Origin of the sequence: Mycobacterium sp. MS1601 (assembly GCF_001984215.1) — a bacterium.
In the GTDB taxonomy this organism is placed as follows: Bacteria; Actinomycetota; Actinomycetes; order Mycobacteriales; family Mycobacteriaceae; genus Mycobacterium.
This window is the reverse complement of sequence record NZ_CP019420.1, coordinates 4065989-4088581: the sequence shown is the minus strand read 5'-3', so window position 1 is coordinate 4088581 and position 22593 is coordinate 4065989. Positions and strand designations below refer to the sequence as shown.

The 22593-nt window shown below is 66.6% G+C and carries 20 protein-coding genes, 1 tRNA gene and 1 pseudogene; 13 read left to right on the top strand and 9 right to left on the bottom strand.

All coding sequences use genetic code 11. The features are described from left to right. The 4 genes from rhaI to BVC93_RS19880 all read right to left on the bottom strand — a co-directional run bounded on the left by rhaI (position 1) and on the right by BVC93_RS19880 (position 3927). Positions 1–1158 (bottom strand): L-rhamnose isomerase, encoded by a 1158-nt coding sequence (rhaI, locus tag BVC93_RS19895; protein WP_083738974.1) that lies wholly within the window; start codon positions 1156–1158, stop codon positions 1–3. Next, the gene (locus tag BVC93_RS19890) at positions 1159–2499 is read right to left on the bottom strand and encodes an MFS transporter (RefSeq protein WP_083738973.1); all 1341 of its coding nucleotides are present in this window, start codon (positions 2497–2499) and stop codon (positions 1159–1161) included. A 32-nt stretch (positions 2500–2531) separates the two neighbouring features. After that, on the bottom strand, positions 2532–2870 hold the full coding sequence (locus BVC93_RS19885) for an L-rhamnose mutarotase (protein WP_083741180.1): 339 nt from the start codon (positions 2868–2870) through the stop codon (positions 2532–2534). A 166-nt stretch (positions 2871–3036) separates the two neighbouring features. After that, entirely contained in the window at positions 3037–3927 is an 891-nt protein-coding gene (locus BVC93_RS19880) for an SDR family NAD(P)-dependent oxidoreductase (RefSeq protein ID WP_083738972.1), read from the bottom strand. 142 nt (positions 3928–4069) lie between these two features. Here BVC93_RS19880 and BVC93_RS19875 point away from each other — a divergent pair, with 142 nt between their 5' ends. The 5 genes from BVC93_RS19875 (at position 4070) to BVC93_RS19855 (ending at position 11115) form a co-directional block, all read left to right on the top strand. After that, a complete protein-coding gene (locus BVC93_RS19875) occupies positions 4070–4528 on the top strand; it encodes a DUF5994 family protein (RefSeq protein WP_157516997.1) in 459 nt (152 codons plus the stop codon). An 11-nt stretch (positions 4529–4539) separates the two neighbouring features. Next, a complete protein-coding gene (locus BVC93_RS19870; protein ID WP_083738970.1) occupies positions 4540–6168 on the top strand; it encodes a fatty acyl-AMP ligase in 1629 nt (542 codons plus the stop codon). A gap of 288 nt (positions 6169–6456) precedes the next feature. Then, entirely contained in the window at positions 6457–8826 is a 2370-nt protein-coding gene (locus tag BVC93_RS19865) for a lysylphosphatidylglycerol synthase transmembrane domain-containing protein (RefSeq protein WP_083738969.1), read from the top strand. Between the two features lie 44 nt (positions 8827–8870). Beyond that, on the top strand, positions 8871–9320 hold the full coding sequence (locus tag BVC93_RS19860) for an SRPBCC family protein (RefSeq protein ID WP_157516996.1): 450 nt from the start codon (positions 8871–8873) through the stop codon (positions 9318–9320). Continuing rightward, positions 9310–11115, top strand: a complete 1806-nt coding sequence (locus BVC93_RS19855) for a sulfatase-like hydrolase/transferase (protein ID WP_083738967.1) — start codon at positions 9310–9312, stop codon at positions 11113–11115. Before BVC93_RS19860 ends, BVC93_RS19855 begins: the two co-directional genes overlap by 11 nt. Positions 11116–11205: 90 nt before the next feature. On the opposite strand, the gene BVC93_RS19850 is transcribed toward BVC93_RS19855, so the two are convergent. Further along, positions 11206–12168 (bottom strand): Lrp/AsnC family transcriptional regulator, encoded by a 963-nt coding sequence (locus BVC93_RS19850; RefSeq protein WP_192860045.1) that lies wholly within the window; start codon positions 12166–12168, stop codon positions 11206–11208. Between the two features lie 218 nt (positions 12169–12386). On the opposite strand from BVC93_RS19850, the gene BVC93_RS19845 reads away from it, so the two are divergent. The 5 genes from BVC93_RS19845 to BVC93_RS19825 all read left to right on the top strand — a co-directional run bounded on the left by BVC93_RS19845 (position 12387) and on the right by BVC93_RS19825 (position 19187). Continuing rightward, positions 12387–13919, top strand: coding sequence for a purine-cytosine permease family protein (locus BVC93_RS19845; RefSeq protein ID WP_083738966.1), 1533 nt, complete (start codon positions 12387–12389; stop codon positions 13917–13919). 12 nt (positions 13920–13931) lie between these two features. Continuing rightward, positions 13932–14888, top strand: coding sequence for an agmatinase (gene speB, locus BVC93_RS19840; protein ID WP_083738965.1), 957 nt, complete (start codon positions 13932–13934; stop codon positions 14886–14888). Then, positions 14881–16476: a thiamine pyrophosphate-binding protein gene (locus BVC93_RS19835; protein WP_083738964.1), complete on the top strand. Its 1596-nt coding sequence runs from the start codon at positions 14881–14883 to the stop codon at positions 16474–16476. The genes speB and BVC93_RS19835 overlap by 8 nt, the downstream gene beginning before the upstream one ends. A gap of 12 nt (positions 16477–16488) precedes the next feature. Then, positions 16489–17955, top strand: coding sequence for a sodium:solute symporter (locus BVC93_RS19830; RefSeq protein ID WP_083738963.1), 1467 nt, complete (start codon positions 16489–16491; stop codon positions 17953–17955). A 230-nt stretch (positions 17956–18185) separates the two neighbouring features. After that, positions 18186–19187, top strand: coding sequence for a GGDEF domain-containing protein (locus BVC93_RS19825; RefSeq protein ID WP_236950465.1), 1002 nt, complete (start codon positions 18186–18188; stop codon positions 19185–19187). A gap of 86 nt (positions 19188–19273) precedes the next feature. On the opposite strand, the gene BVC93_RS34635 is transcribed toward BVC93_RS19825, so the two are convergent. Both BVC93_RS34635 and BVC93_RS19815 read right to left on the bottom strand, forming a co-directional pair. Continuing rightward, complete coding sequence (locus BVC93_RS34635) at positions 19274–19438, bottom strand: L-serine ammonia-lyase, iron-sulfur-dependent, subunit alpha (RefSeq protein ID WP_335583144.1); 165 nt, start codon at positions 19436–19438, stop codon at positions 19274–19276. Between the two features lie 53 nt (positions 19439–19491). Then, a tRNA-Leu gene (locus BVC93_RS19815) sits at positions 19492–19577 on the bottom strand. A 459-nt stretch (positions 19578–20036) separates the two neighbouring features. On the opposite strand from BVC93_RS19815, the gene BVC93_RS34095 reads away from it, so the two are divergent. From BVC93_RS34095 to BVC93_RS19800, 3 genes are read left to right on the top strand one after another with little or no spacing between them, the layout of a single operon-like run. Next, positions 20037–20375, top strand: coding sequence for an LAGLIDADG family homing endonuclease (locus BVC93_RS34095; protein WP_236950032.1), 339 nt, complete (start codon positions 20037–20039; stop codon positions 20373–20375). Positions 20376–20412: 37 nt separating this feature from the next. Continuing rightward, entirely contained in the window at positions 20413–20790 is a 378-nt protein-coding gene (locus tag BVC93_RS19805) for a hypothetical protein (RefSeq protein WP_083738961.1), read from the top strand. Continuing rightward, entirely contained in the window at positions 20787–21134 is a 348-nt protein-coding gene (locus BVC93_RS19800) for a DUF3817 domain-containing protein (protein ID WP_083738960.1), read from the top strand. Before BVC93_RS19805 ends, BVC93_RS19800 begins: the two co-directional genes overlap by 4 nt. 46 nt (positions 21135–21180) lie before the next feature. Here the strand turns inward: BVC93_RS19800 and rdgB are convergent. Both rdgB and rph read right to left on the bottom strand, forming a co-directional pair. Beyond that, positions 21181–21791 (bottom strand): annotated as a pseudogene (gene rdgB / locus BVC93_RS19795) (RdgB/HAM1 family non-canonical purine NTP pyrophosphatase). Further along, positions 21788–22567 (bottom strand): ribonuclease PH, encoded by a 780-nt coding sequence (rph, locus tag BVC93_RS19790; protein ID WP_083738959.1) that lies wholly within the window; start codon positions 22565–22567, stop codon positions 21788–21790. The pseudogene rdgB and the gene rph overlap by 4 nt, the downstream one beginning before the upstream one ends. Positions 22568–22593: the final 26 nt, after the last annotated feature.

Below are 22593 nucleotides of genomic sequence, written 5' to 3'. Positions count from 1 at the left end.
CTATGCTCCCCAGGAGGATTGAGTGCCACCGACACGCTGCGCGTCGATGGTTTTCTGATATCCGGACTCAGCGAAGGCGCGCATGGGGTCTTCCGGCAGGCCACGCTCACTACGCCACTGCGCCAGAGCTGGACGGACGTCGGTGTAGAAGGCGTCCATGAAGACACCGTTGGCACCCAGGACGTCACCGGCTTCCTGCGCGGCAGTCAATGCCTCGGTGTCGACCAACAGGGCGCGGGCCGTCATCTCCTGGACGTTGAGCACCGAACGGATCTGACCGGGGATCTTGGCTTCGACGTTGTGGCACTGGTCGAGCATCAGCGCCAGATCGGAGCCGGGTTGCAGGCCACCGCCGCGGATCACCTCGAACATGATGCGGAACAGCTGGAACGGATCGGCCGCGCCGACGATCAGGTCGTCGTCGGCGTAGAAACGGGAGTTGAAGTCGAACGAACCGAGCTTCCCCAGGCGCAGTAATTGCGCGACGATGAACTCGATGTTGGTGCCAGGGGCGTGATGCCCGGTGTCCAGACACACTTTCGCGCGCTCCCCGAGTGCGCTGACCTGCGCGTAGGAGGTGCCCCAATCCGGGACGTCGGTCATGTACATGGCCGGCTCGAAGAACTTGTACTCCAACACCATTCGTTGGTGTTCGCCGATGTGCTGGTAGATGGCGGCCAGTGACTCGGCCAGCCGGTCCTGGCGGCCACGAATGTCGCCCTGACCGGGATAGTTGGTGCCGTCGGCCAGCCAGATCTTGAGGTCCCGTGAACCGGTCTGGTCCATGATCTCGATGCAGGCCAGGTGGTGGTCGATGGCCTTCTGTCGCACGGTCTTGTCGGTGTGGGTCAGGCTGCCGAACTTGTAGACGTCATCCTGGAAGGTGTTGGAGTTGATGGTGCCCAACTCCACACCCTGGTCCTTCGCATACGCACCCAGTTTGGCGAAGTCGTCCACCTTGTCCCACGGAATGTGAAGCGCCACAATCGGTGCCAGCCCGGTGAAGCGGTGCACGGTGGCGGCGTCGGCGATCTTCTCCTCGACAGTGCGCGGGGTGCCGGGCGTGCCGAACACCTTGAACCGGGTGCCTGAGTTCCCGAACGCCCACGAGGGCAGTTCGATCGCCAGGTTGTCGAATTCTGCTGATTGGAAGCCCATTCAGACCACCGCCTTTCCCTGGGTTGCATCCTTGACCGGTTCGCCGTAGCGCTCGATCTCGATCTCCTGCAACGTCTTTCCCTGCGTGTTGGGCGCCCATACCGCACCGATGATCAAGGCTACCGTGAGCAGACCGACCAGCAGGGCGCCGACGACGGTGAGGCCGGTGGCAGCCAGCAGCGTCGGGAAGAAGTAGCTCAGCAGGCCGGTGGCAGTGCGAACGGCGAAGAACATGACACCCTGCGCGCTGGCGCGGTACGGGGTGGCGAACAGTTCGCTGGTCCACAGGCTGTAGAAGGCCTGGCATCCGATACCGGCCGAGACGCCCCACAGCACGGCGAAGATCAGCATGGTGGGCACCCCGCCGTCGGTGAAGGCCACCAGGACGATCCAGCCGACAATGCCCAGTACCGCGCCGATGACGTACAGCTTCTTCTGCGACATCGTGTCGCCGTAGCGCATGAAGCCGAAGTAGGTGGCAAGCACCGTGCAGCCCCACACCAGGACCTGCAGCAGGTTCTGCGCGACGGGGCTGTGCACGCCTGCGGTGTCGTACACCCGTGGCATGAAGATGCCGGCCTGACCCGCGACGGTGTTCCAGAACAGGTAGATGCCGCCGAGGAACAGCAACGCCGTGATGTTGACCTTGCGGGAGAACAGGCCCTTGAGTCCACGGGCGCCGAGGGTGGCGGACACGCTGACCTGCCCAGCCGCCGCGCTCGTCCCGTGCGTGGCGCTTCCCCCTTCCTCGCTCCAGATCTTGGATTCCTCCAGACCCTGGCGCACCCACCACACGACGGCGGCGACCACGAACAGGTGCAGGAAGATCAACCGCGAGCCCAGCAGACCCATCGGCGCCAGGGCGGCAGCCAGGGCGAATCCGATCAGCGGGCCCACCGACCACGCCAGCTGCGCGGTGCCGACGTGCTTGGCCCGCGCAGTCGACGGCGCTTGCTCGGCGATGTAGGTCCAGGAGGCGGGTACCCCCGCGCCGACGGCGATACCGGTGACGACAAACGCCACCAGCAGCATGGTGAAGTTCATGGCGAACGCGGCCAGCAGCACACCGGCCATGTAGACCAGCAGGTCGTAGGTGTAGATCGCCTTTCGGCCGTACCGGTCGCACAGCGGACCACCGAGGATGGCGCCGATGGCTGCACCGAAGGCGTTGGCGCTCAACGCCGCCAGCAGACCGACCGCGAAGTTGCTGATGCCGAACTCGGCCTGCCAGAAGGCCAGGCTGGTGGCGATGGCGATGATGGAGCCGGCCTCGATGTAGTTCGACATGGCGACCGCAATGGTCGCCCGCCAGCCGGTGGTGGATCGCGCTCCGATTTTCATGGGACTTCTTTCAGGTTAGGCGCGGGTGTCGGTTATGCGAGGTGGAAATACAGCTGAAGGGGGCGCATCGTTTCGCCGGGGTTCTCGCCCCCGACGAAGTACTGGGCCATGCCGGCCTGCCACTTGGCGTTGATGTCGGTGGCGGCCATGGCCCGCTGGGCGGCGTCGAAATCCGGGGTCTCGAGATAGCCGACCACCAGGCCGTCGTCGGCCCGGACGAACAGCGAGTAGTTGTGCCAACCCGCCTTGCTCAGGGCGTCGAGCATCTCAGGCCAGACGTGCTCGTGAGCTTTCAGATAGTCCTCGACACGGTCCGGTTTCAGGTGGAGGAGAAAACACACCCGCTGGGTCCCGCTGGACACCTCAGCCATTTGAGCCCCTTCGCCCATACCGGTGATTGAAACGTTTCAATCGGTGAGTACGGTCACAGTAGATCGCGAGGTGTGGTTCGTCAAGGCGCCCCAGACTCGGCGAGCAGACGCAAACTCGAGTGACTCGGGGCCCGCCAACTCGAGTTGGCGTCTGCTCACGGGCTGACTACACCGGATTGCTTGTGCCCGTTTCTCTTTCGGCAAATGCCACCACTTTCGCCGCGGTGTCGTAATCGCACGCCGCAGCCGAGCGGCCGATCAGCACCGGGCCGCCGCGCAGCCCCATCACGCCGTCCACGCCCACATAACTGCCAGGCGGAATCGGCTCACTGAGGCAGTACAGCGTGGGCGCCGCACCCTGGTCGATGTCGTTGGCCAACCGGTCCCCCACCGCCTTGATGCCGCGGTGCACCACCGCCATCACCCTCGTGTCGGAGACATTGGAGATGTTCGACGACACCCAGCCCGGGTCGGTCAGCTGACTCGTGACCGTCGCGCCCGCCACCCGTAGTCGCCGGTCCAGTTCAAGGCCCCACAGCATGGTCGCGAGCTTCGACCGTGCATACGCGCCCATCACCGACCACTTCGTGGTCCGCAGATGCATGTCATCGAGGCGCAGCGTCGCACGCTTGTGCGCCTCCGAGGCCACCGTGACGATCTGCCCGCGGATCCGCGGCAACAACAGATTCGTCAACGCGAAGGGACCCAGCAGATTGGTCGCCAGGGTGGTCTCGAAACCCTCGGCGGTCTCGCTGCGGTGCTGCGTCAGACCACCGGCATTGTTGATCAACACGTCGACGTCGCCGTCGAGCAGATCCGGGAATGCCCGCACCGACGCCAGATCCGCGAGGTCCAACCGCAACACCTCGGTGGAGCCACCCATCTCCGTTGCCCGCGCAGCGCCCAGTTCGGTGTTTCGCACCGCCAAGATGACGTGCGCACCGGCGCCCACCAGCGTCCGAGCCGTCGCAAGGCCCACGCCGTTGGTGGCGCCGGTGACGATGATGCGTTGCCCTGTCAGATTGCCGAGACGGCTCGGCGACCACTGTGCGCTCACGCAGCCCACCCTAGCGGCCGCACTAAAACGATTGCGGCTGAATACAACCCATTTCCGCGCCACGTTGGTCCACGGCGAGCGGGCCTGCGGCTGTTAAAGTGAACCGTCGCAGACTCATCGCGCGCCAGCACTCTGGCGCCGTTTGCGATTGGGCACAGACCCGGCGGGAGCGTGCATCACGCTGACAAACGACTCGGAAACTGCGCGGTTGGCGGTGTGTGACCGGGCCACCGGTGTCGGCGGCGTCGACGGTGCGTGGTGGCCGTCGACGCCCGATCTCCCCCATGAGTTGCCGGACCTGATCGCGGTGATGGGGTCGTGGATCGGGCCGGTCAGTCGCGTCATCTACGACCGCAGGGTCTGGTCGCCCGCACCGGCACGCATCGTCCGCGGCGCCACTTCGATAGCCATGGATCCCTACCGACTGGTTGCCCGCGACACCATCTATCTCAAGGGCACCCACACCCGCGATGCGGTGCTTTTCGTGCTGCCCTCCGGCGCTGCAGCGGCCACGGCACAACGAGTTCTCGACCGGGTGACCGCCGCGGCCCATCCGATGACAGCAACCCTGATCCGCAGTCTGCTCCGCGAAGGTCAGTGAGGGACACTCCCATGAGCCGGTTCACCGACAAGATGTTCAGCAATGCCAACGAATCCCGGGGCATGGTGACCGGCGAGCCCGCGGCTGCGGTGAGAAGGACATGGGGCGAGGTCCACGAACGCGCCCGCCACATTGCCGGTGGCCTGGCCGCCGCAGGCGTGGGTCACCACGATGCCGTGGCGGTGTTGGCCGGCGCGCCCGCTGAGATCGCGCCAACCGCACAAGCAATCTGGATGCGCGGGGCGAGCCTGACGATGTTGCACCAGCCCACTCCGAGGACCGATCTCGAACGCTGGACGCAGGAGACCGCAGCGGTGATCAGTCTGCTCGGAGCGCAGGTGGTTGTGGTGTCCGACCCGTTCATGGCCGCCGCGCCCGTGCTCTGTGCCCTCGGCCTCACGGTGGTCACCGTGGCCGAACTGCTCGAGGCCACTCCCGACGTCGGTGTTGTCACCGAAGACGACGACGTCGCCATGATGCAACTCACGTCGGGCTCCACCGGCCCGCCCAAAGCCGTCACGATCACCCACCGCAATCTCGAATCCAACGCCGAGGCAATGTTTGTCGGCGCCGAGTACAACCTCGACACCGATGTGATCGTGAGCTGGCTACCGCTGTTCCACGACATGGGCATGACGGGATTCCTGGTGGTGCCGATGTACTTCGGCGCCGAGCTGGTCAAAGTGACACCGATGGACTTCCTGGGCGACATCTTGTTGTGGGCCAGATTGATCGACAAGTACCGCGGCACCATGACGGCCGCGCCCAACTTCGCATATGCCTTGCTGGCCAAGCGGTTACGCCATCAGCCTGACTCCGCGACATTCGATCTGACGTCGCTGCGCTGGGCGTTGTCGGGCGCTGAGCAAGTCGATCCCACCGACGTCGAGGACTTCTGCGAGGCCAGTGCGCGCTTCGGCTTACGGCCCCAGGCGATCCTGCCCGCCTACGGCATGGCCGAGACCACCGTCGCCGTCTCATTCTCCGCATGTGGAGGCGGCATCGAGGTCGACGAGGTGGACGCCGACATCCTGGCCGCACTGCGCCGGGCTGTCCCCAACCGGCATGGCCGCGGCCGTCGGCTGGCGTGCCTGGGGCCGACACTGCCAGGTCTCGAAGCGCGGATCGTGGACGAGGACGCCAACCTGCTGCCGCGCCGCGGAGTCGGCGTGATCCAGGTCCGAGGTGCCTCGGTCAGCCGCGGCTATCGAACCGTGGCGGGTTTCGTCCCCACCCAGGATTCGCTGGGTTGGTTCGACACCGGCGACCTGGGCTACCTCACCGAGCACGACCACCTCGTGGTGTGCGGGCGCGTCAAGGACATCATCATCATGGGCGGACGCAACATCTTCCCGTCAGACATCGAACGCGCAGCGGGCCGGGTTTCCGGAGTGCGGGCGGGCTGTGCTGTGGCCGTCCGCCTGGAGCTGGAACACCGGGAGACGTTCGCCGTGGTGGTCGAGTCCAACGGTCACGACGACGCGGCCCTGGTACGTGACATCCAACTCCAGGTGGCCCACGAAGTCTTCGTCGAGACCAATGTCAGACCACGAAACGTCGTGGTGCTCGGTCCCGGCACCATCCCCAAAACACCATCCGGGAAGCTGCGCCGCGCTGCTGCACGATCGCTGATCGCCTGACCCCGCCCAGGGTGGGTCTCAGTTAGTCCGGGCCGGCCCTCCCTCCCCCTCGTACCTCGGGCTCGTCGACCGGCCCGAGCCAATTCCAGGCCGGCCCTCCCTCCCCCTCGTACCTCGGGCTCGTCGACCGGCCCGAGCCAATTCCAGGCCGGCCCTCCCTCCCCCTCGTACCTCGGGCTCGTCGACCGGCCCGAGCCAATTCCAGGCCGGCCCTCCCTCCCCCTCGTACCTCGGGCTCGTCGACCGGCCCGAGGCCAGCTTCCGCTCATCTGAAAGAATCCGGGCACTATGCGGGTGGACGGGCGGGAGATCGCCGTTTCGGGCAGCTTGCTGCTACCGCTCACCCGTCGTACCAACGACATCATCCGATTCGGCTTCGCCACCGCGTTCCTGATCTTCGTCATCACCAGTTCGCTGATCACCCGCAATGAGTGGGAAACCCTCGAGCGGTCCATCTCCGAGATCATCGGAGTGCTGACGCCCACCCAGTCCAACCTGGTCTACCTGGCCTACGGCGTCGCCATCCTCGCGCTGCCGTTCGCCATCCTGATCGGGCTGATCCTGCGGCAGCAGTGGAAGCTGCTGGGTGCGTATGCGGCCGCCGGCGTGGTGGCACTGCTGTCACTGTCCATCACCGGCAACGGCATCGCAGCGCCGCGCTGGCATTTTGACCTGTCAGACCGGCTGGACACCCTGCTGTCGCAGTTCCTCGACGACCCCCGCTGGATCGCGATGCTGGCCGCCGTGCTGACCGTATCCGGTCCCTGGCTGCCGGCACGTTGGCGGCGCTGGTGGTGGATCCTGCTGCTGGCGTTCGTCCCGATCCACCTGGTGGTCAGCGCCGTCGTCCCGGCGCGCTCACTGCTGGGGCTGTCGGTGGGGTGGTTCGTCGGCGCACTGACCATCCTCGTGGTGGGCACGCCCGCGCTGGAGGTTCCGCTCGACGGCGCCGTGCGGGCGCTGTCCCGGCGCGGCATCGCGGTCACCGGACTCACGGTGCTGCGGCCGGCAGGCACGGGCCCACTGGTGATGTCGGCCGTCGGCCCCGAGGAGCCGTCCGTCGTCGAACTGTACGGACCGAACCAGCGCAGCGGCGGTGCACTTCGCCAGTTCTGGCGGTGGGTGCGGCTGCGCAAGCGGGAAACAGCACCACTGCACGCGTCACAACGCCGCGCGGTGGAACACCGGGCGTTGATGGGTATCGCGATCGGCGACGTCGGCGTCGCCAACACCACCACGGTGGTGGTCGCGGACCTGGACCGCGGCTGGACGCTCTACGCCCACACCCCCGCCCGCGGGACCCCGATCGCCGAGTGCACCAGCGCCGAGACGGTGGCCAGTGCGTGGCGCTCACTGAAGCGACTGCACCAGCGTCAGATCGCCCACGGCGACCTGCGGGCCGCGGAATTGACCGTCGACGACGGCATCACGTTGTTCGGCGGGTTCGACGGCTCCGAGTTCGGCGCCTCCGATGTCCATCTGCAGGCCGACATCGCCCAGCTCCTGGCGACCACCGTTCACCTGCACGGCGCCGAGCCCGCCGTGGCGGCCGCCATCGAGGCCTTCGGCGCCGACGCTGTGCTGGCCGCGTCCGGGCGACTCACCAAGGCGGCGATGCCCACGCAGTTGGTCAAGGAGATTCCCGACGCCAAGGCCGTACTGGCGACGGCCCGCGAAGAGGTGATGCGCCGCACCGGGGCCGACCAGATCCAGAAAGAGACCATCACCCGGTTCAGCCGCAACCAACTGATCCAGTTGGTCCTGCTGGTGGCGCTGGTCTACGTGGCCTACCCGTTCATCAGCACCGTGCCCGCGTTCTTCGACGAACTGAGCAACGCCAACTGGTGGTGGGCACTGGCGGGTCTGCTGATCTCGTCGCTGCGCTACATCGGTGCGGCCGCGGCGTTGTGGGCCTGCGCGGCGGGGTTGGTGGGCTTCTGGAAGCTGACGCTGATGCAGGTGGCCAACACCTTCGCCGCCACCACCACCCCGGCGGGCGTGGGTGGGCTGGCGTTGTCGACGCGGTTCCTGCAGAAGGGCGGCCTGGGCGCCCTGCGGGCGACGACGGCGGTGGCACTGCAGCAATCGGTCCAGGTGATGACCCACATCACGCTGCTGATCTTCTTCAGCCTCGCAGCGGCGGTGCCTGCCGACCTCGCGAAGTTCGTGCCCGACGCGACCGTGCTGTACCTGATCGCCGGTGTGCTGCTGGGCCTGGTCGGGGTCTTCATGTTCGTACCGAAGTTGCGGCGCTGGCTCAAGCACGACGTACGACCGCGATTGGCAGAGGTCCTCGGCGACCTCAAAGAGCTGGCCCGAGAACCCAAACGGCTCGCCGTCATCGTGCTCGGTTGTGCCACCACCACCCTGGGCCAGGCACTGGCGCTGTGGGCCAGCGTTGCCGCGTTCAGCGGCGACGCCACCTTCGTGACGGTCACGGTCGTGACGATGGTGGGTGGGACGCTGGCGTCGGCCGCTCCCACTCCCGGTGGTGTCGGCGCAGTGGAGGCCGCGTTGATCGGTGGCCTGGCCGCCTTCGGCGTGCCCGCGGCGGTGGCGGTGCCCTCGGTGCTGTTGTACCGGGTGCTGACGTGCTGGCTGCCGGTGTTCATCGGATGGTTCGTCATGCGGCGGCTGACCAAGGACGACATGATCTGACTCTTTCTGTGGTGGGTTGTCACACGGCGGTGTTGAATACGCAGGTGGCAAACATCAGCCGCAGCCGCATCATCGCGGCGGGCCAACAGGCGATCTGGGACGTGCTCGCCGACTTCGGCGCAATCAGCCAGTGGGCCCAACCTGTCGACCATTCGAGCATCCTGCGGGCCCGCGAACAGACCATCGGCCTGGCGCGTCGCGTCCAGATGGGCCGCAACACCGTCATCGAACGCATCGTGGTATTCGACCCACCCACTGCGTTGGCCTACACCATCGAGGGGCTGCCGGGATTTGTGTGCTCGATGCGCAACCGCTGGGAATTAGCTACCCTGCCAACGGGATTCACCGTCGTCACGCTGACAACCACCGTCGACGTCGGCTCGTCTGCACCCCAGCGTCTCGTCGAACAGATCTTCTGCAGGGTCGCCGCCAGACAGTCAGACGGGCTCCTCGCCGGGCTCGCAACGCAGTGGGAGGACAACCATGTCGCCTGACCGGCCCGACATCGTCATCATCATGACCGACGAGGAACGTGCCATTCCTCCGTATGAGCCCGATGACGTCCGGTCATGGCGGGAGCGCACGCTCCCCGGGCGAAAGTGGTTCGACGACTACGGCGTTTCCTTCACCCGGCACTACACGGGATCGTTGGCCTGCGTACCGAGCCGACCAACGATCTTCACCGGCCAGTACCCCGATTTGCACGGGGTGACGCAGACGGACGGGATAGGAAAGCGCTACGACGACTCGCGCCTGCGGTGGCTGCGTGCGGGCGAAGTGCCGACCCTCGGTAACTGGTTTCGTGCCGCCGGCTACGACACCCACTACGACGGCAAGTGGCACATCTCGCATGCCGATCTGGAAGACCCGTCCACCGGCGCACCGCTGGCGACCAATGACGACGATGGCGTGGTGGACCCTGACGCCGTGGACCGCTACCTCGAGGCCGACCCGCTGACGCCATACGGATTCTCCGGGTGGGTGGGCCCGGAGCCGCACGGTGCGGCCATGGCCAACAGCGGGTTTCGCCGTGACACCCTGTTCGCCGACCGGATTGTGGCATGGCTGGCCGATCGCTACGAACGCCGCCGAGCCGGTGACGGGGCGGCACTGCGGCCGTTCCTGCTGGTGGCCAGCTTCGTCAATCCCCATGACATCGTGCTGTTTCCGGCGTGGGTAAGAAGTAACCCACTGAGGCCGTCGCCGCTGGATCCGCCGCCGGTACCCGCACCGCCCACCGCCGACGAGGACCTGTCGACAAAACCCGCCGCGCAGATCGCCTTCCGCGAGGCGTACTACTCCGGCTACGGCCCCGCACCTGCCATCGGGCGTACCTACAAGAAGAATGCGCAACAGTACCGCGATCTCTACTACCGGTTGCACGCCGAGGTGGACGCCCCGCTGGATCGGGTCCGTCGCGCTGTCACCGACGGCGGATCCGAAAACGCCGTGCTGGTACGCACATCCGATCACGGTGAGCTGCTCGGCGCTCATGGCGGGTTGCACCAGAAGTGGTTCAACCTCTATGACGAGGCCACCCGTGTGCCGTTTGTGATCGCCCGTATCGGCACCGACGCGACGGTGGCGCGCACGGTGTCGGCGCCCACCTCGCACGTCGACCTGGTGCCCACTCTGTTGGCGGCCGCCGGTGTGGACGTCGAGGCGGCGGCCAAGCAGTTGTCGGCGACGTTCTCCGAGGTGCACACCCTGCCCGGCCATGACCTGATGCCGGTGGTCGACGGTGCGGCGGCCGACGAGAGCCGCCCGGTTTACCTGATGACCCGCGACAATGTGCTCGAGGGCGACACCGGCGCCTCGGCGGGTGCACGCGGGCTCGGCATCAACTCCAATCCACCTGCGCCACTGCGGATCACACTCCCGGCACATGTCGCCTCGAACTTCGAGGGTCTGGTGGTCCGCGTCACCGAAGCCGACGCACCCGGCGGGGCCGGACACCTGTGGAAGCTGGTCCGCTGCTTCGACGACCCAGCGACCTGGACCGAGCCGGGCGTCCGCCACCTGGCCGCCAACGGTGTGGGCGGGCCTGCCTACCGCACCGATCCTCTGGACGACCAGTGGGAACTCTACGACCTGACTGCCGACGGATGCGAAAGCGTGAACCGCTGGAGCGACCCGGCGCTGTTCGAGCTGCGATCCCATCTGCGCTCGCAGCTCAAGCAGAGCCGGGCCGCCGCCGTTCCCGAACGTAATGTGCCGTGGCCCTATGCCACCCGCACGCCTCCCGAGCCCAAGAGTGTGGTCCGGCAACTGTGGGAGCGATTCAGTTAAAACAGTCGTGGACGACCGACCTGTCGGCATCGCGCAGTTCGCGCACGGGTCTCCGCGACGCCGGGTCGAGTCGGGGCGGCATTGCCCGACTCAGTCGAAGCCAGGCCCTGCATCACTCGAGACGGTCAGCCTCCTGCCACCCCCGCGTCGCCGATTCCCCGGCTCTGGTGCATCGAATCCGCCTGCGTAGCTCTCCTTGACCACCTCCAGGTGCGCCCAACTGTCCACGGCGGCAACGCCGGACAGCGCCCGAACCGCGTCGAGAGCGTCGACCAGTTGCCCGTTGGAGAAAGCGCGGATGGTGGCCAGGACGTCGTACCGGCCGAGGGTTCTGGCCACGAAGATCGCTGACGGCATGGCGGCCAACTGCATCACCGCCGTGTTCTGCCCACCGGCCAACCGGATCCCCAGACCCATCGCGCTCTGGCGGTCCCGCCCTGAATGCCGCACCACCGCACCGATGCGCACCACCTGTGCCTCGACCAGCCGCAGTACCCGGCGCCGCGCTCCGGCCGCCGACAGGCCGACCACCGCCGCCAGATCGACAAACGAAGCGCGACCGTCGTCCTGCAGAGCACGCAGCAGCGCCCGGTCCATATCGTCGATCTCGGTCCGCACGTCACCCACCGGCCCGACGACATCGCGGATGACCTCGACATAGGTGAGGGTGTCGACGCCGGTCACGGCATCCAGTGCGCGCAATTCGGTGACGCTGCGGTCGATGTCGCGGACCGTGGGTGCGCGGATCTCGGCGACGATCCCGTGGGTGCCGCTGGTCAGCGACAGGAACGGCACATCCGCGCGCTGCCCGATGAGGTGCGCGACGGGAATCGCCGGACCGCTGAGCGTCAGCCCGACGTGGGCAAGTGCTCCGCGGCCCAGAACCGCGGGGTGTACGGCACCCCGGATGATCACCTGTCCACTGGCGATCAGCCGCTGCACCCGGGCCGCGGCGGCCGATCGGGACAGCCCCACAGCGCGGGCGATCTCGCGATGGGTGAGCCGCCCATCAACCTCGAGCAGCGCGACAATCGCTTCGTCAACCTCGTCCACAACCCTCCTCCGCCCAAAAAACTCAGAAAATTTTCGACCGTCAACGCTCGTCATTTCGAGCATAGATCGACGCTATTGGTCTCAAAAGAAGCAGATTCTCCGTCGAAGTCCGGCATATCCTGATCAGAAACACCCATGTAACGAACGAACTGCTTGCAGCATCGCTGACCTGGCCTTACGGTGACGCACACCACATCAGCCATCCCGTGAGGAACGCCATGGGCACCAACACCCCCAGGGTCACCGAAGTCGAAACACACGGCGTCGAACCGATTCCCGACGACGAACGCAGCGCCGGACCGCTCGATCTGTTCCGTCTTGTGTTCGGCGGGGCCAACACCATCGCCACGGTGGTTCTCGGCAGCTTCCCGATCATCTTCGGCCTGTCGTTCCGCGACGCCGTGCTCGCGACCTTGCTGGGACTACTGCTGGGCGCGACCATCCTGGCTCCCATGGCCCTCTTCGGCCCGCGCAACGGCACCAACAACGCAGTGTCGTCCTCAGCCCATCTGGGTGTGCACGGCCGCGTCGTCGGCTCGTTCCTGTCGCTGCTGACCGCTGTGGCCTTCTTCTCGATCTCGGTGTGGACCTCCGGCGACGTCCTGGTGGGTGGCGCCGCCCGCGCCATCGGCCTGCCCGACAGCGACGTCAGCGTGGCCGTCGCGTACGGGATCTTCGCCCTGCTGGTACTGGTGGTCTGTATCTACGGATTCCGATTCATGTTGCTGGTCAACAAAATTGCGGTGATCGCCGCGACGGTGCTGTTCCTGCTCGGCATCATCGCCTTCGCGGGGACCTTCGACGCCGGGTACGCGGGCACCGTGGCCTTCGGCGATCCGCTGTTCTGGCCTTCCTTCGTGGGCGCCGCGCTGATCGTGATGTCCAACCCGGTGAGTTTCGGTGCGTTCCTGGGCGACTGGGCCCGATACATCCCCCGCGACACCCCCACCTGGAAGCCGATGGCAGCTGCGTTCGGCGCCCAGATAGCCACCCTGGTGCCGTTCCTGTTCGGCCTCGTCACCGCCACCGTGGTGGCGGTCAACGCCCCGGACTTCCTGGCCGAGGGCAACTACGTCGGTGGACTGCTGGAGATCTCGCCCGGCTGGTACTTCCTGCCGGTGTGCCTGATCGCGCTGATCGGAGGCATGTCCACCGGCACCACCGCCCTGTATGGCACCGGACTGGACTTCTCCAGCGTGTTTCCCCGATTCAGCCGCGTCCAGGCAACGGTCTTCATCGGCTTCATCGCCATCACGTTCATCTTCGTAGGCCGGTTCGCTTTTAATGTGGTGCAGAGTATTTCGACATTCGCCGTCCTGATCGTCACCTGCACCGCACCATGGATGGTGGTGATGATGATCGGCTGGTTCACCCGACGAGGCTGGTACGACACGGACGCGCTGCAGGTGTTCAACCGGCGTCAGCGCGGCGGACGGTACTGGTTCAGCCACGGTTGGAACTGGCGCGGCCTGGGCGCCTGGCTGACCTCGGCCGCCTTGAGCATCTGTTTCGTGAATCTGCCCGGGCAGTTCGTCGGCCCGCTCGGAGACCTCGCCGGCGGCGTCGATCTCAGCATCCCCGTCGGCCTCGGCCTTGCCGCCGTCCTGTACCCCGTGCTGCTGTTCACCTTCCCGGAACCCCGCGACGCCTTCGGCCCCGACGGCCCGCGCGTGGTGCCCGCCGGCCCTGCCGCCAACACCCCCATCGTGACCGTCGACAACACCCCATCCACCGAACACGTTCCTGCGTAGGGAGTTTCATCCATGAGCACCATCGGCCCCGTCGACGCCTCGAAGAACCCCCGCTTCGCGGGCATCGCGTCGTTCGCACGACTGCCCCGCCTGGACCAGGTCCCGTCGGCGGACGTGGTGATCGCCGGCGTCCCCTTCGACTCGGGCGTCTCCTACCGGCCGGGCGCCCGCTTCGGCCCCAGCCACGTCCGCGAATCCTCGCGACTGCTGCGGCCCTACAACCCGGCCCTGGACGTCTCCCCGTTCGACATCGCCCAGGTGGCCGACGCCGGCGACATCGCCGCCAACCCGTTCAACATCAACGAGGCCATCGAGACCATCGAAGCCGCTGCCCTGGACCTCACCGCCGACGGTGCCCGCCTGGTGACCATCGGCGGCGACCACACCATCGCGCTGCCCCTGCTGCGCGCCGCAGCGCACCGGCACGGACCCGTCGCCCTGGTGCACTTCGACGCGCACCTGGACACCTGGGACACCTACTTCGGCGCCGAGTACACCCACGGCACCCCGTTCCGACGCGCGGTCGAGGAGGGCATCGTCGACACCGAAGCACTGAGCCACGTCGGCATCCGCGGACCGCTGTACGGCAAGAAGGATCTCGAAGACGACCGCCGGTTCGGCTTCGGCATCGTCACGTCCTCCGACGTCTACTACCAAGGGGTTCGCGAGGTCGTCGACAAACTGCGCCAGCGGTTGGGCAACCGGCCGGTGTACGTGTCCATCGACATCGACGTCCTCGACCCGGCCCACGCTCCCGGCACCGGCACCCCGGAGGCCGGTGGCGTCACCAGTCGTGAACTGCTGGAGATCCTGCGCGGATTCGCCGGACTCAACGTCATCGGCGCCGACGTCGTCGAGGTGGCACCGGCCTACGACCACGCGCAGCTCACCGGCATCGCTGCCGCCCACGTGGCCTACGACCTGGTGTCACTGTTGGCGCTGCGACACGAGGCCGACTCCGGTGCGTAACGGCGGCGATGTCGTGGTCGAAACGCTGGCGGCACTGGGCGTTTCGCATGTGTTCGGCATTCCCGGCCAGCACGCGCTGGGATTGTTCGACGCGATCCGGCGCAGCGACCTGCGGTTCGTCAGCTCACGGGTGGAGAACAACTCGGCATTCGAGGCCGACGGCTACACCCGCGTCACCGGCGAGGTGGGCGTGCTCTTCTTGTCCACCGGCCCCGGTGCATTGACCGCGTTGGGCGCACTACAGGAGGCATACGCCACGGGTGTGCCCCTGCTGGTGATCACCAGCCAGGTGCCCCGCTCGGGGCTGGGTCTGCGCAAGGGAATGCTGCACCAGCTCGACGACCAGCAGCGCAGCGCCGTCAACGTCACCAAGAGCACCGCCGTCGCCCGGCAGGCAGCGGAGATCCCCAGTCTGCTGGCCGACGCCTGGTCGTTGGCCCAGGCTGCACCGGCCGGGCCAACCTGGGTGGAGATCCCACAGGACGTGCTCTTGGAGGCCACCCACGTGCCACCGGTGACTTCGGTGGTGACCCAGATGACACAACGCCGTCCCCGCGCCGAGCTGATCGACGAGGCCGCCGGAATGCTCAGCGCCGCAGAGCGCCCGGTCATCCTGGCCGGTGGCGGTGTGCGGCGTTCTCCCGGAGCTGCGGAGGCACTTGTCGCGCTCGCCGAAACCCTCGATGCCCCAGTGGTGTCGACAGTCGGCGGCAAGGGTGCCATCGCGTTCGACCACCCGCTGTCGGCGGCGTCCTGGATCGAGGACCGCCACACCACCGACCTGCTGGAGGCCGCCGACGTGCTGCTGGCCGTGGGCACCTCCTTCGGTGAGGTCACCAGTAACTACTTCACCTTCACCCCGCGGGGCGCGATCATCCAGATCGACGCGCAGGCCCGTGTTCTGGAATCCAACCATGAAGGGCTGGGCATCCACGCCGATGCCGCCGCCGCGCTCCAGGCACTGGCCAAGGCCGTGTCGCCGGGTACCCGCGATGGTGCCACCATTGCCGCCGGTCTACGAAAGGCTGTGCAGCAGAGGTTGTCCGAGCAGTCGCTCGACCTGGAGCTGCAACTCATGCGCGACCTCCGCGCCGCAGTTCCGTCGACGACCCACACCTTCTGGGACATGACCATCGCCGGGTACTGGGCCTGGTCGGCCTGGGATCCACGCGACGGCGGTTTCCACTCCGCGCAGGGCGCCGGTGGACTCGGCTTCGCTTATCCCGCTGCATTGGGAGCCGCAATCGGTTCCGGTACAAGAACTCTCGCAGTGTCCGGTGACGGCGGCGCGATGTACTCCATCGCCGAGCTGGCCACCGCCCGCCAGCACGACGCTGACGTCACCTGGCTGATCGTCGATGACGGCGGGTACGGCATCCTGCGCGAGTACATGACCGACGCCTTCGGACAGGCCACCGCCACCGAGCTGGCGCGGCCCGATTTTGTCGCTCTCGCAGAGAGTTTCGGGGTGCCGGCCGTGCACGCCACCCCGGAGACCGTGGGCCAGGTGGTGGCCGACACCTTCACCCGACCCGGACCCGCCGTGGTGGTGCTGCCTGCGCTGCTGCGAATGTTCGCCACCACCTGATTCGAGGACACCATGGGAAAGCCCATCGACATCGCCATCATCGTCGTCTACCTGATCGCCATGCTGGCGTTCGGCTTCTGGGGTAAGACGCGGACCAAGGATTCCGCGGACTTCCTGGTCGCCGGTCGCCGGCTCGGGCCCGCGCTGTACACCGGCACCATGGCTGCCGTCGTCCTGGGCGGGGCGTCCACCGTCGGCGGCGTGGGGCTGGGTTACGAGTACGGCATCTCCGGAATGTGGCTGGTGGTCGCCATCGCAGTGGGACTGCTGCTGCTGAGCCTGTTCTTCGCCGGTCCCATCCAGCGCCTCAAGGTCTACACCGTGGCCCAGATGCTCCAGCTGCGTTACGGGGTGGACGCGACGGCGGCCTCGGGTCTGGTGATGGTGGCGTACACCCTGATGCTCTCGGTCACCTCGACCATCGCCTACGCCACCGTCTTCAACGTGCTGTTCGGCACCACCCGGACGGTGTCGGTGATCATCGGTGGCGCCGTGGTGATGCTGTACTCCGCTATCGGCGGCATGTGGTCGATCACCCTGACCGACATGGTGCAGTTCATCCTCAAGACCATTGGCATTTTCTGCCTGTTGCTGCCGTTCACCTGGAACGAGGCCGGCGGCCTCGACGGCATCCGGGAGCGGGCCGGTGACTCGATCTTCGACTTCGGCGCCATCGGCACCCAGACCATCATCACGTTCTTCGTGGTCTACAGCTTCGGCATGTTGATCGGCCAGGACATCTGGCAGCGGGTGTTCACCGCCCGCACCCCCACAGTCGCGAAATGGGGCGGCACCGCCGCGGCCGTCTACTGCCTGCTCTACGGCGTGGCCGGGGCGCTGATCGGCGCTGCCGCCTCGACGTTCCTCACCGACATCGAGGTCAGCGACGACGTCTACGCGCAGATCGCCGAGACCATCCTGCCGGTCGGAATCAGCGGTCTGGTGCTGGCCGCAGCCGTCGCCGCCATGATGTCCACCGCCTCCGGCGCACTGATCGCCACCGCCACCGTCGCCCGCACCGACGTCAAGCCGCTGCTGCTGCGCCTGATCGGCCGCCCAGGGCAAGAGGTTCCCGACGCCGAACGCGACGTGCACTCGGACCGCATGTATGTCGTCGTCCTGGGCGTCCTCGTCATCATCATCGCCGCACTGCTCAACGACGTGGTGGCAGCGCTGACCATCGCCTACGACATCCTGGTCGGCGGATTGCTGGTCGCCATCCTGGGTGGCTTCGTGTGGAAACGGGCCACCGGCACCGGCGCCCTGTGGTCGATGGCTGCGGGTACCGTCACCACGCTGACCACCATGGTGGTGGTCGGTGACGTGCTTGCCAACGAACCGATCTACTACGGACTTGCCGCCAGCGTCATCACCTACGTTGTCGGCAGCCTCGCCAGCAAGCCCACCGATGCTGCCGTCCTCAGTACATGGACAGACCGACTCGCGGGACGGGACACCGAGCAACAACCGGCCCACTAGCGCCTGGTCACACATGTAGCCCGAATCTTGTTTGCGATTACCGGGCGCCTCGCTGGTTCGGACCGGCAACTCCTCCTGACTTGGTACCCTCGAATCCTTTGCTGCAGGATCTTCGCCGGAGCGGGGTCCGGGGCAGGTTTTCAGGGGGCATCATGTGGTGGCCACGGCGGTGGCGCCAGTCCGACCACTACGACTGGCTCAGCGGGTACCTCCATGCTCGCGGCTTGAGCATGCCCGCTCGCATCATGATGTCCACCATCTCGGGATCCTTCACGCTGAGTCTGTTGGCGCTGCTGCTCAGTACCGACGGTCCCCAGGGTGGCATACCTGTCGCGATGACGTGGGTAGCCGCCTGCGGAGGGGTGCTGGGCACATTGCTGTGGGCGTGGCGCTGGCCCACCCACGCCCAGTCACTGCTGTTCGGCGTTGTCACCAACACCTCGATTGCCCTGGCTTGCCTGGCCCACCCGAACCCGCTCGCATCGCTGATCGGGTGCATCGCGTTCGCCACCAGCGGTGCGTACTTCGCGTTCTTCCACTCCACCCGCCTGGTGCTCTACAACTTCGTGGTGGCCGCTGCGGTGGGTTTCATCATGGCGGTCGAGTTGGCCATGGACGACCACGTTGCGCTCGCGGCGGTGGACCTGTGGCTGGTGGTCCAGGTGAACATCGCGCTGCCGGTGGCCATCCGCGCGCTGGTCAATGCGCTCAGCGTCGACCTGCTGCACTCGGACCGCGATCCTCTCACCGGCCTGTTCAACCGCCGGTCGTTCGAGCACAAGACGCTCGGACTGCTGGTGGCACGCGACGTGGCCGACGCCTATCTGACCGTCATGCTCATCGACCTGGACAGGTTCAAGGTGCTCAACGACACCCACGGCCATCTCGCGGGCGACCGGGCGCTGGTGCGGGTGGCACAGGCCATCCGGGCCTTGTCTCCCAACAACGCGGTGGTCGCGCGCAGCGGCGGCGAAGAGTTCCTGATCGCGTATGTGTCAGGTGACGGCGAACCCAGCTTGCATGCCCAGAGGATGTGCGACGGCATCGCCGCGCTGCCCAGCAAGGTGACGGCCAGCGTGGGCACCGCCTGTAAACCGTTGGACAACAACGACGACGCCGGCCTGCAGATGTTGATCGCGCGGCTCACCGCCGATGCCGATGCCGCGATGTACGTCGCGAAACGCAACGGCGGCAACCAGGTTCACCACCACGCCCAGGATCCGGTGAGTTGATCAACCCGGCCGTCGATGCGGCGACGAAGGAGCCCGGGAGAACGAGCCGAGCTGCAGAGCACATCAGCACTCGGCGACGTTGACGGCTAGCCCGCCGCTCCGTTCGTGGGCGCTGTCACCGCCCGTGCGCCTGCGGCGTTCTCTTCTTTGACCGCCATCGCGTAGGCACCCAACCGCCTTGCAGGGATGTAGAGATAGGGCCAAGAACCGAGAGAGCCGCCGGACAATCGTCCGGCGGCTCTTTCGCTCATGTACGACCTCATCACGGCTGTACAAGGTCGTGATGATTGCAGTAAGCAATCTATGGTGCGGGCGGGGGGATTCGAACCCCCACGCCCTTTCGGACACGGACACCTAAAGACCGCGCGTCTGCCGTTCCGCCACGCCCGCAAACTCTGTCACTATAACGCCTCGCGACGCCAAAGATCCTGTCAGTGCTCGCTCATACAGTGAGGCGTGCGATCTCACGACGAGTACGAAAAGGTGCGCAAGCTCATCGCCGTTGGGATGAATGACTGTGCGATCTCGCGAACCACAGGCATTCCACGCCCCACTGTTCGCGACTGGCGGCGGAAGCCGCCAGCGCGCACGAGATGGCCCGACTCAGGGATCTGCGATCACGATGTGGCCGTTATCCCCGCGGCTCCATACGCCTACCTTCTCGGCATGTACCTCGGCGACGGCTGCATCTCACGACTCCGCAACGTATGGCGTCTGCGCATCTTTCTTGATGCAAAGTATGTAGAAATCGTCCAGCGGTGCCGGCACGCAATCGATTCTGTAATGCCGGGTCAGCATGCGTCAGTCCAGAAACGCCCGGGACGGTGTGTAGAAGTCAATCTCTGCTCGATGCATTGGCCCTGCCTCTTCCCCCAGCACGGTCCAGGTCGCAAACACCTTCGCCCGATCACACTCGCACCCTGGCAGGTCGCCATCGTCGAACACGAACCCGAGCAGTTCGTCCGCGGTCTGATCGAGAGCGACGGGTGTCGCGTCGTGGCCAACGATCGGGGCGTGGCCAGCGTCAGGTATCACTTCACCAATCACTCGGCAGACATCCGCGGACTGTTCTGCTGGGCGCTGGACCTGCTCGGCATCCACTGGACCCAGAACAGCCGCTACATGATCGCCGTCTACCGCAAAGCCGACACCGCCCGCCTCGACGGTTTCATCGGGCCGAAACGCTGATTACCTGTGCCAATGGCGTTCGCGGTACCGTCTAGGCATGTCCACTACAGGCCGTCGGAGATGGGCGCTGATCGCGCTCGTTATCGTGGCTGCCGGCGGTTGTCTTGCGCTGGGCTGGTGGCAGTGGACCCGCTACGAGTCGGCCTCGGGCACCTTCCAGAACCTGGGCTACGCACTGCAGTGGCCTTTCTTCGCGGGATTCTGCGTGTACGCCTACCGCAAATTCGTCCTCCTGGAGGAGGCTCCTCCGGAGGCCCGGTCCAGCACCGAATTGACCGAGATCCCGGAGGGCCTGCTCCCGGAGCGCCCCCAGGTTGCGCAGGACATCACCGACCCTGCTCTGCGCGAATACAACACCTACCTGGCCGAGTTGGCCAAGAGTGACACCGAGAAACAGGACAGGACCACCGCATGACCGCGCCCGACAACCCGCCGATAGTGACCGCTCCCGTCGAGCAGATCCGCAAGGCACTCAAGGGTTATCGGGTGATGGCGTGGGTGACCGGCCTGTGGCTGATCGCCCTGTGCTTCGAGATGGTGATGAAGTACGGCTTCGGCGATGAGCGGTGGAACTGGATCGCGATCGTGCACGGTTGGGCCTATTTCATCTACCTGATCTTCGCGGCCAACCTGGCAGTCAAGGTGCGGTGGCCGCTCGGCAAGACCGTCGGCATCCTGTTGGCCGGCACCATCCCGTTCCTGGGCATCATTGCCGAGCAGAAACAGACGAAGGAACTGAGAGCGCGCTTCGATCTGTGAGGTGCGTTAGCAGCGCGGCGACTGCCGGATTCCCGCCTTGGACGGGCTATCGTGCCGATTCGGCAACGCGGCTCAGCGCCGGCAGCAACTGGACCAGCGCGCGCCCGCGGTGCGAGGCCGCGTCCTTCTCCGCCGGCGTCAGCTCGGCAGCCGAGCGCTGCGATCCGGCCGGGATGAACACCGGGTCATAACCGAATCCGCCGTCTCCGCGAGGAGCGCGGGCCACCACACCCGGCCACTCCCCCGCACCACGGTTTCACCCTCGGACCACACCAGCGCGCACGCTGACACGAACGCCGCGCCGCGCCGGTCGTCGGGCACATCGGCCAGCTGCCCCAGCAGCAACGCGGTGTTGGCGGGGTCGTCACCGTGCCTGCCGGACCAGCGCGCCGAAAGCACGCCCGGCATGCCATTCAAGGCATCGACGGCGATTCCGGAATCGTCTGCAACGCAGGGCAATCCAGTGGCCACAAATCCGTCGCGAGCTTTGGCCAACGCGTTCTCTTCGAACGTGGCGCCCGTTTCGGGCGCCTCGTCGTAGGCGGGCACGTCGGCCAGCGAGACCAGCTCGACACCGGTGATGCCGGCGCCGTCCAGGATCCGCTGCAGCTCAGCCAGCTTCTTGGTGTTGCGGCTGGCGACCAGTACGCGCGTCAGCTTCCGAACGCCTTCTTCTGCGCCGGGCCCTCCGGCAGCTCGCCCGGGTAGGGCAGCTCGAGGGCCTTCGACTGGATGGCGAACAGTTCCTCGCACGCGCCCAGGGCCGCGTCGAGCAGCTTGTCCAACGTGGACCGCGGGAACGTCGCCCCTTCGCCGGTGCCCTGGACCTCGACCAGCGTGCCGGTGTCGGTGGCGACGACGTTCATGTCCACTTCGGCACGGGAGTCCTCGGTGTAGGGCAGGTCGACGCGCACCCGTCCGTCCACCACACCGACGCTGACCGCGGCGATGGCGCACGACAGCGGCCGCGGATCCGAGAGCTTGCCCGCCGCACCCAGATAGGTGACCGCGTCGGCCAACGCCACGTACGCACCGGTGATGGCGGCGGTACGGGTACCACCGTCGGCCTGCAGGACGTCGCAGTCGATGGCGATGGTGTTCTCACCGAGGGAACGCAGGTCGATACACGCTCGCAACGACCGGCCGACCAGGCGGCTGATCTCCTGGGTGCGCCCGCCCACGCGGCCCTTGACCGACTCACGATCGGAGCGAGTGTGAGTGGCGGCAGGCAGCATGGCGTACTCGGCGGTGAGCCAGCCGAGGCCGGAACCCTTGCGCCAACGGGGCACCCCTTCGGTGACGCTGGCTGTACACATGACCCGGGTCTGGCCGAACTCGACCAGGACCGAGCCTGCGGGGTGAGAGGTGAATCCACGGGTGAGGACCACGGGCCGCAACTCGTCGTCACGGCGGCCGTCTTCGCGACTGGACATCAGGCCACCCTATCGGGGGGCCCGGA

Bases quoted from the DNA above. Each gene is read 5' to 3' on its own strand.
- BVC93_RS19845 (WP_083738966.1), top strand. From the start codon at position 12,387: ATGGGCACCAACACCCCCAGGGTCACCGAAGTCGAAACACACGGCGTC.
- rph (WP_083738959.1), bottom strand. From the start codon at position 22,567: ATGTCCAGTCGCGAAGACGGCCGCCGTGACGACGAGTTGCGGCCCGTG.
- BVC93_RS19890 (WP_083738973.1), bottom strand. From the start codon at position 2,499: ATGAAAATCGGAGCGCGATCCACCACCGGCTGGCGGGCGACCATTGCG.
- BVC93_RS19825 (WP_236950465.1), top strand. From the start codon at position 18,186: ATGCCCGCTCGCATCATGATGTCCACCATCTCGGGATCCTTCACGCTG.
- BVC93_RS19885 (WP_083741180.1), bottom strand. From the start codon at position 2,870: ATGGCTGAGGTGTCCAGCGGGACCCAGCGGGTGTGTTTTCTCCTCCAC.
- speB (WP_083738965.1), top strand. From the start codon at position 13,932: ATGAGCACCATCGGCCCCGTCGACGCCTCGAAGAACCCCCGCTTCGCG.
- BVC93_RS19830 (WP_083738963.1), top strand. From the start codon at position 16,489: ATGGGAAAGCCCATCGACATCGCCATCATCGTCGTCTACCTGATCGCC.
- BVC93_RS19865 (WP_083738969.1), top strand. From the start codon at position 6,457: ATGCGGGTGGACGGGCGGGAGATCGCCGTTTCGGGCAGCTTGCTGCTA.
- BVC93_RS19800 (WP_083738960.1), top strand. From the start codon at position 20,787: ATGACCGCGCCCGACAACCCGCCGATAGTGACCGCTCCCGTCGAGCAG.
- rhaI (WP_083738974.1), bottom strand. From the start codon at position 1,158: ATGGGCTTCCAATCAGCAGAATTCGACAACCTGGCGATCGAACTGCCC.
- BVC93_RS34095 (WP_236950032.1), top strand. From the start codon at position 20,037: ATGCATTGGCCCTGCCTCTTCCCCCAGCACGGTCCAGGTCGCAAACAC.
- BVC93_RS34635 (WP_335583144.1), bottom strand. From the start codon at position 19,438: ATGAGCGAAAGAGCCGCCGGACGATTGTCCGGCGGCTCTCTCGGTTCT.
- BVC93_RS19805 (WP_083738961.1), top strand. From the start codon at position 20,413: ATGTCCACTACAGGCCGTCGGAGATGGGCGCTGATCGCGCTCGTTATC.
- BVC93_RS19855 (WP_083738967.1), top strand. From the start codon at position 9,310: ATGTCGCCTGACCGGCCCGACATCGTCATCATCATGACCGACGAGGAA.
- BVC93_RS19870 (WP_083738970.1), top strand. From the start codon at position 4,540: ATGAGCCGGTTCACCGACAAGATGTTCAGCAATGCCAACGAATCCCGG.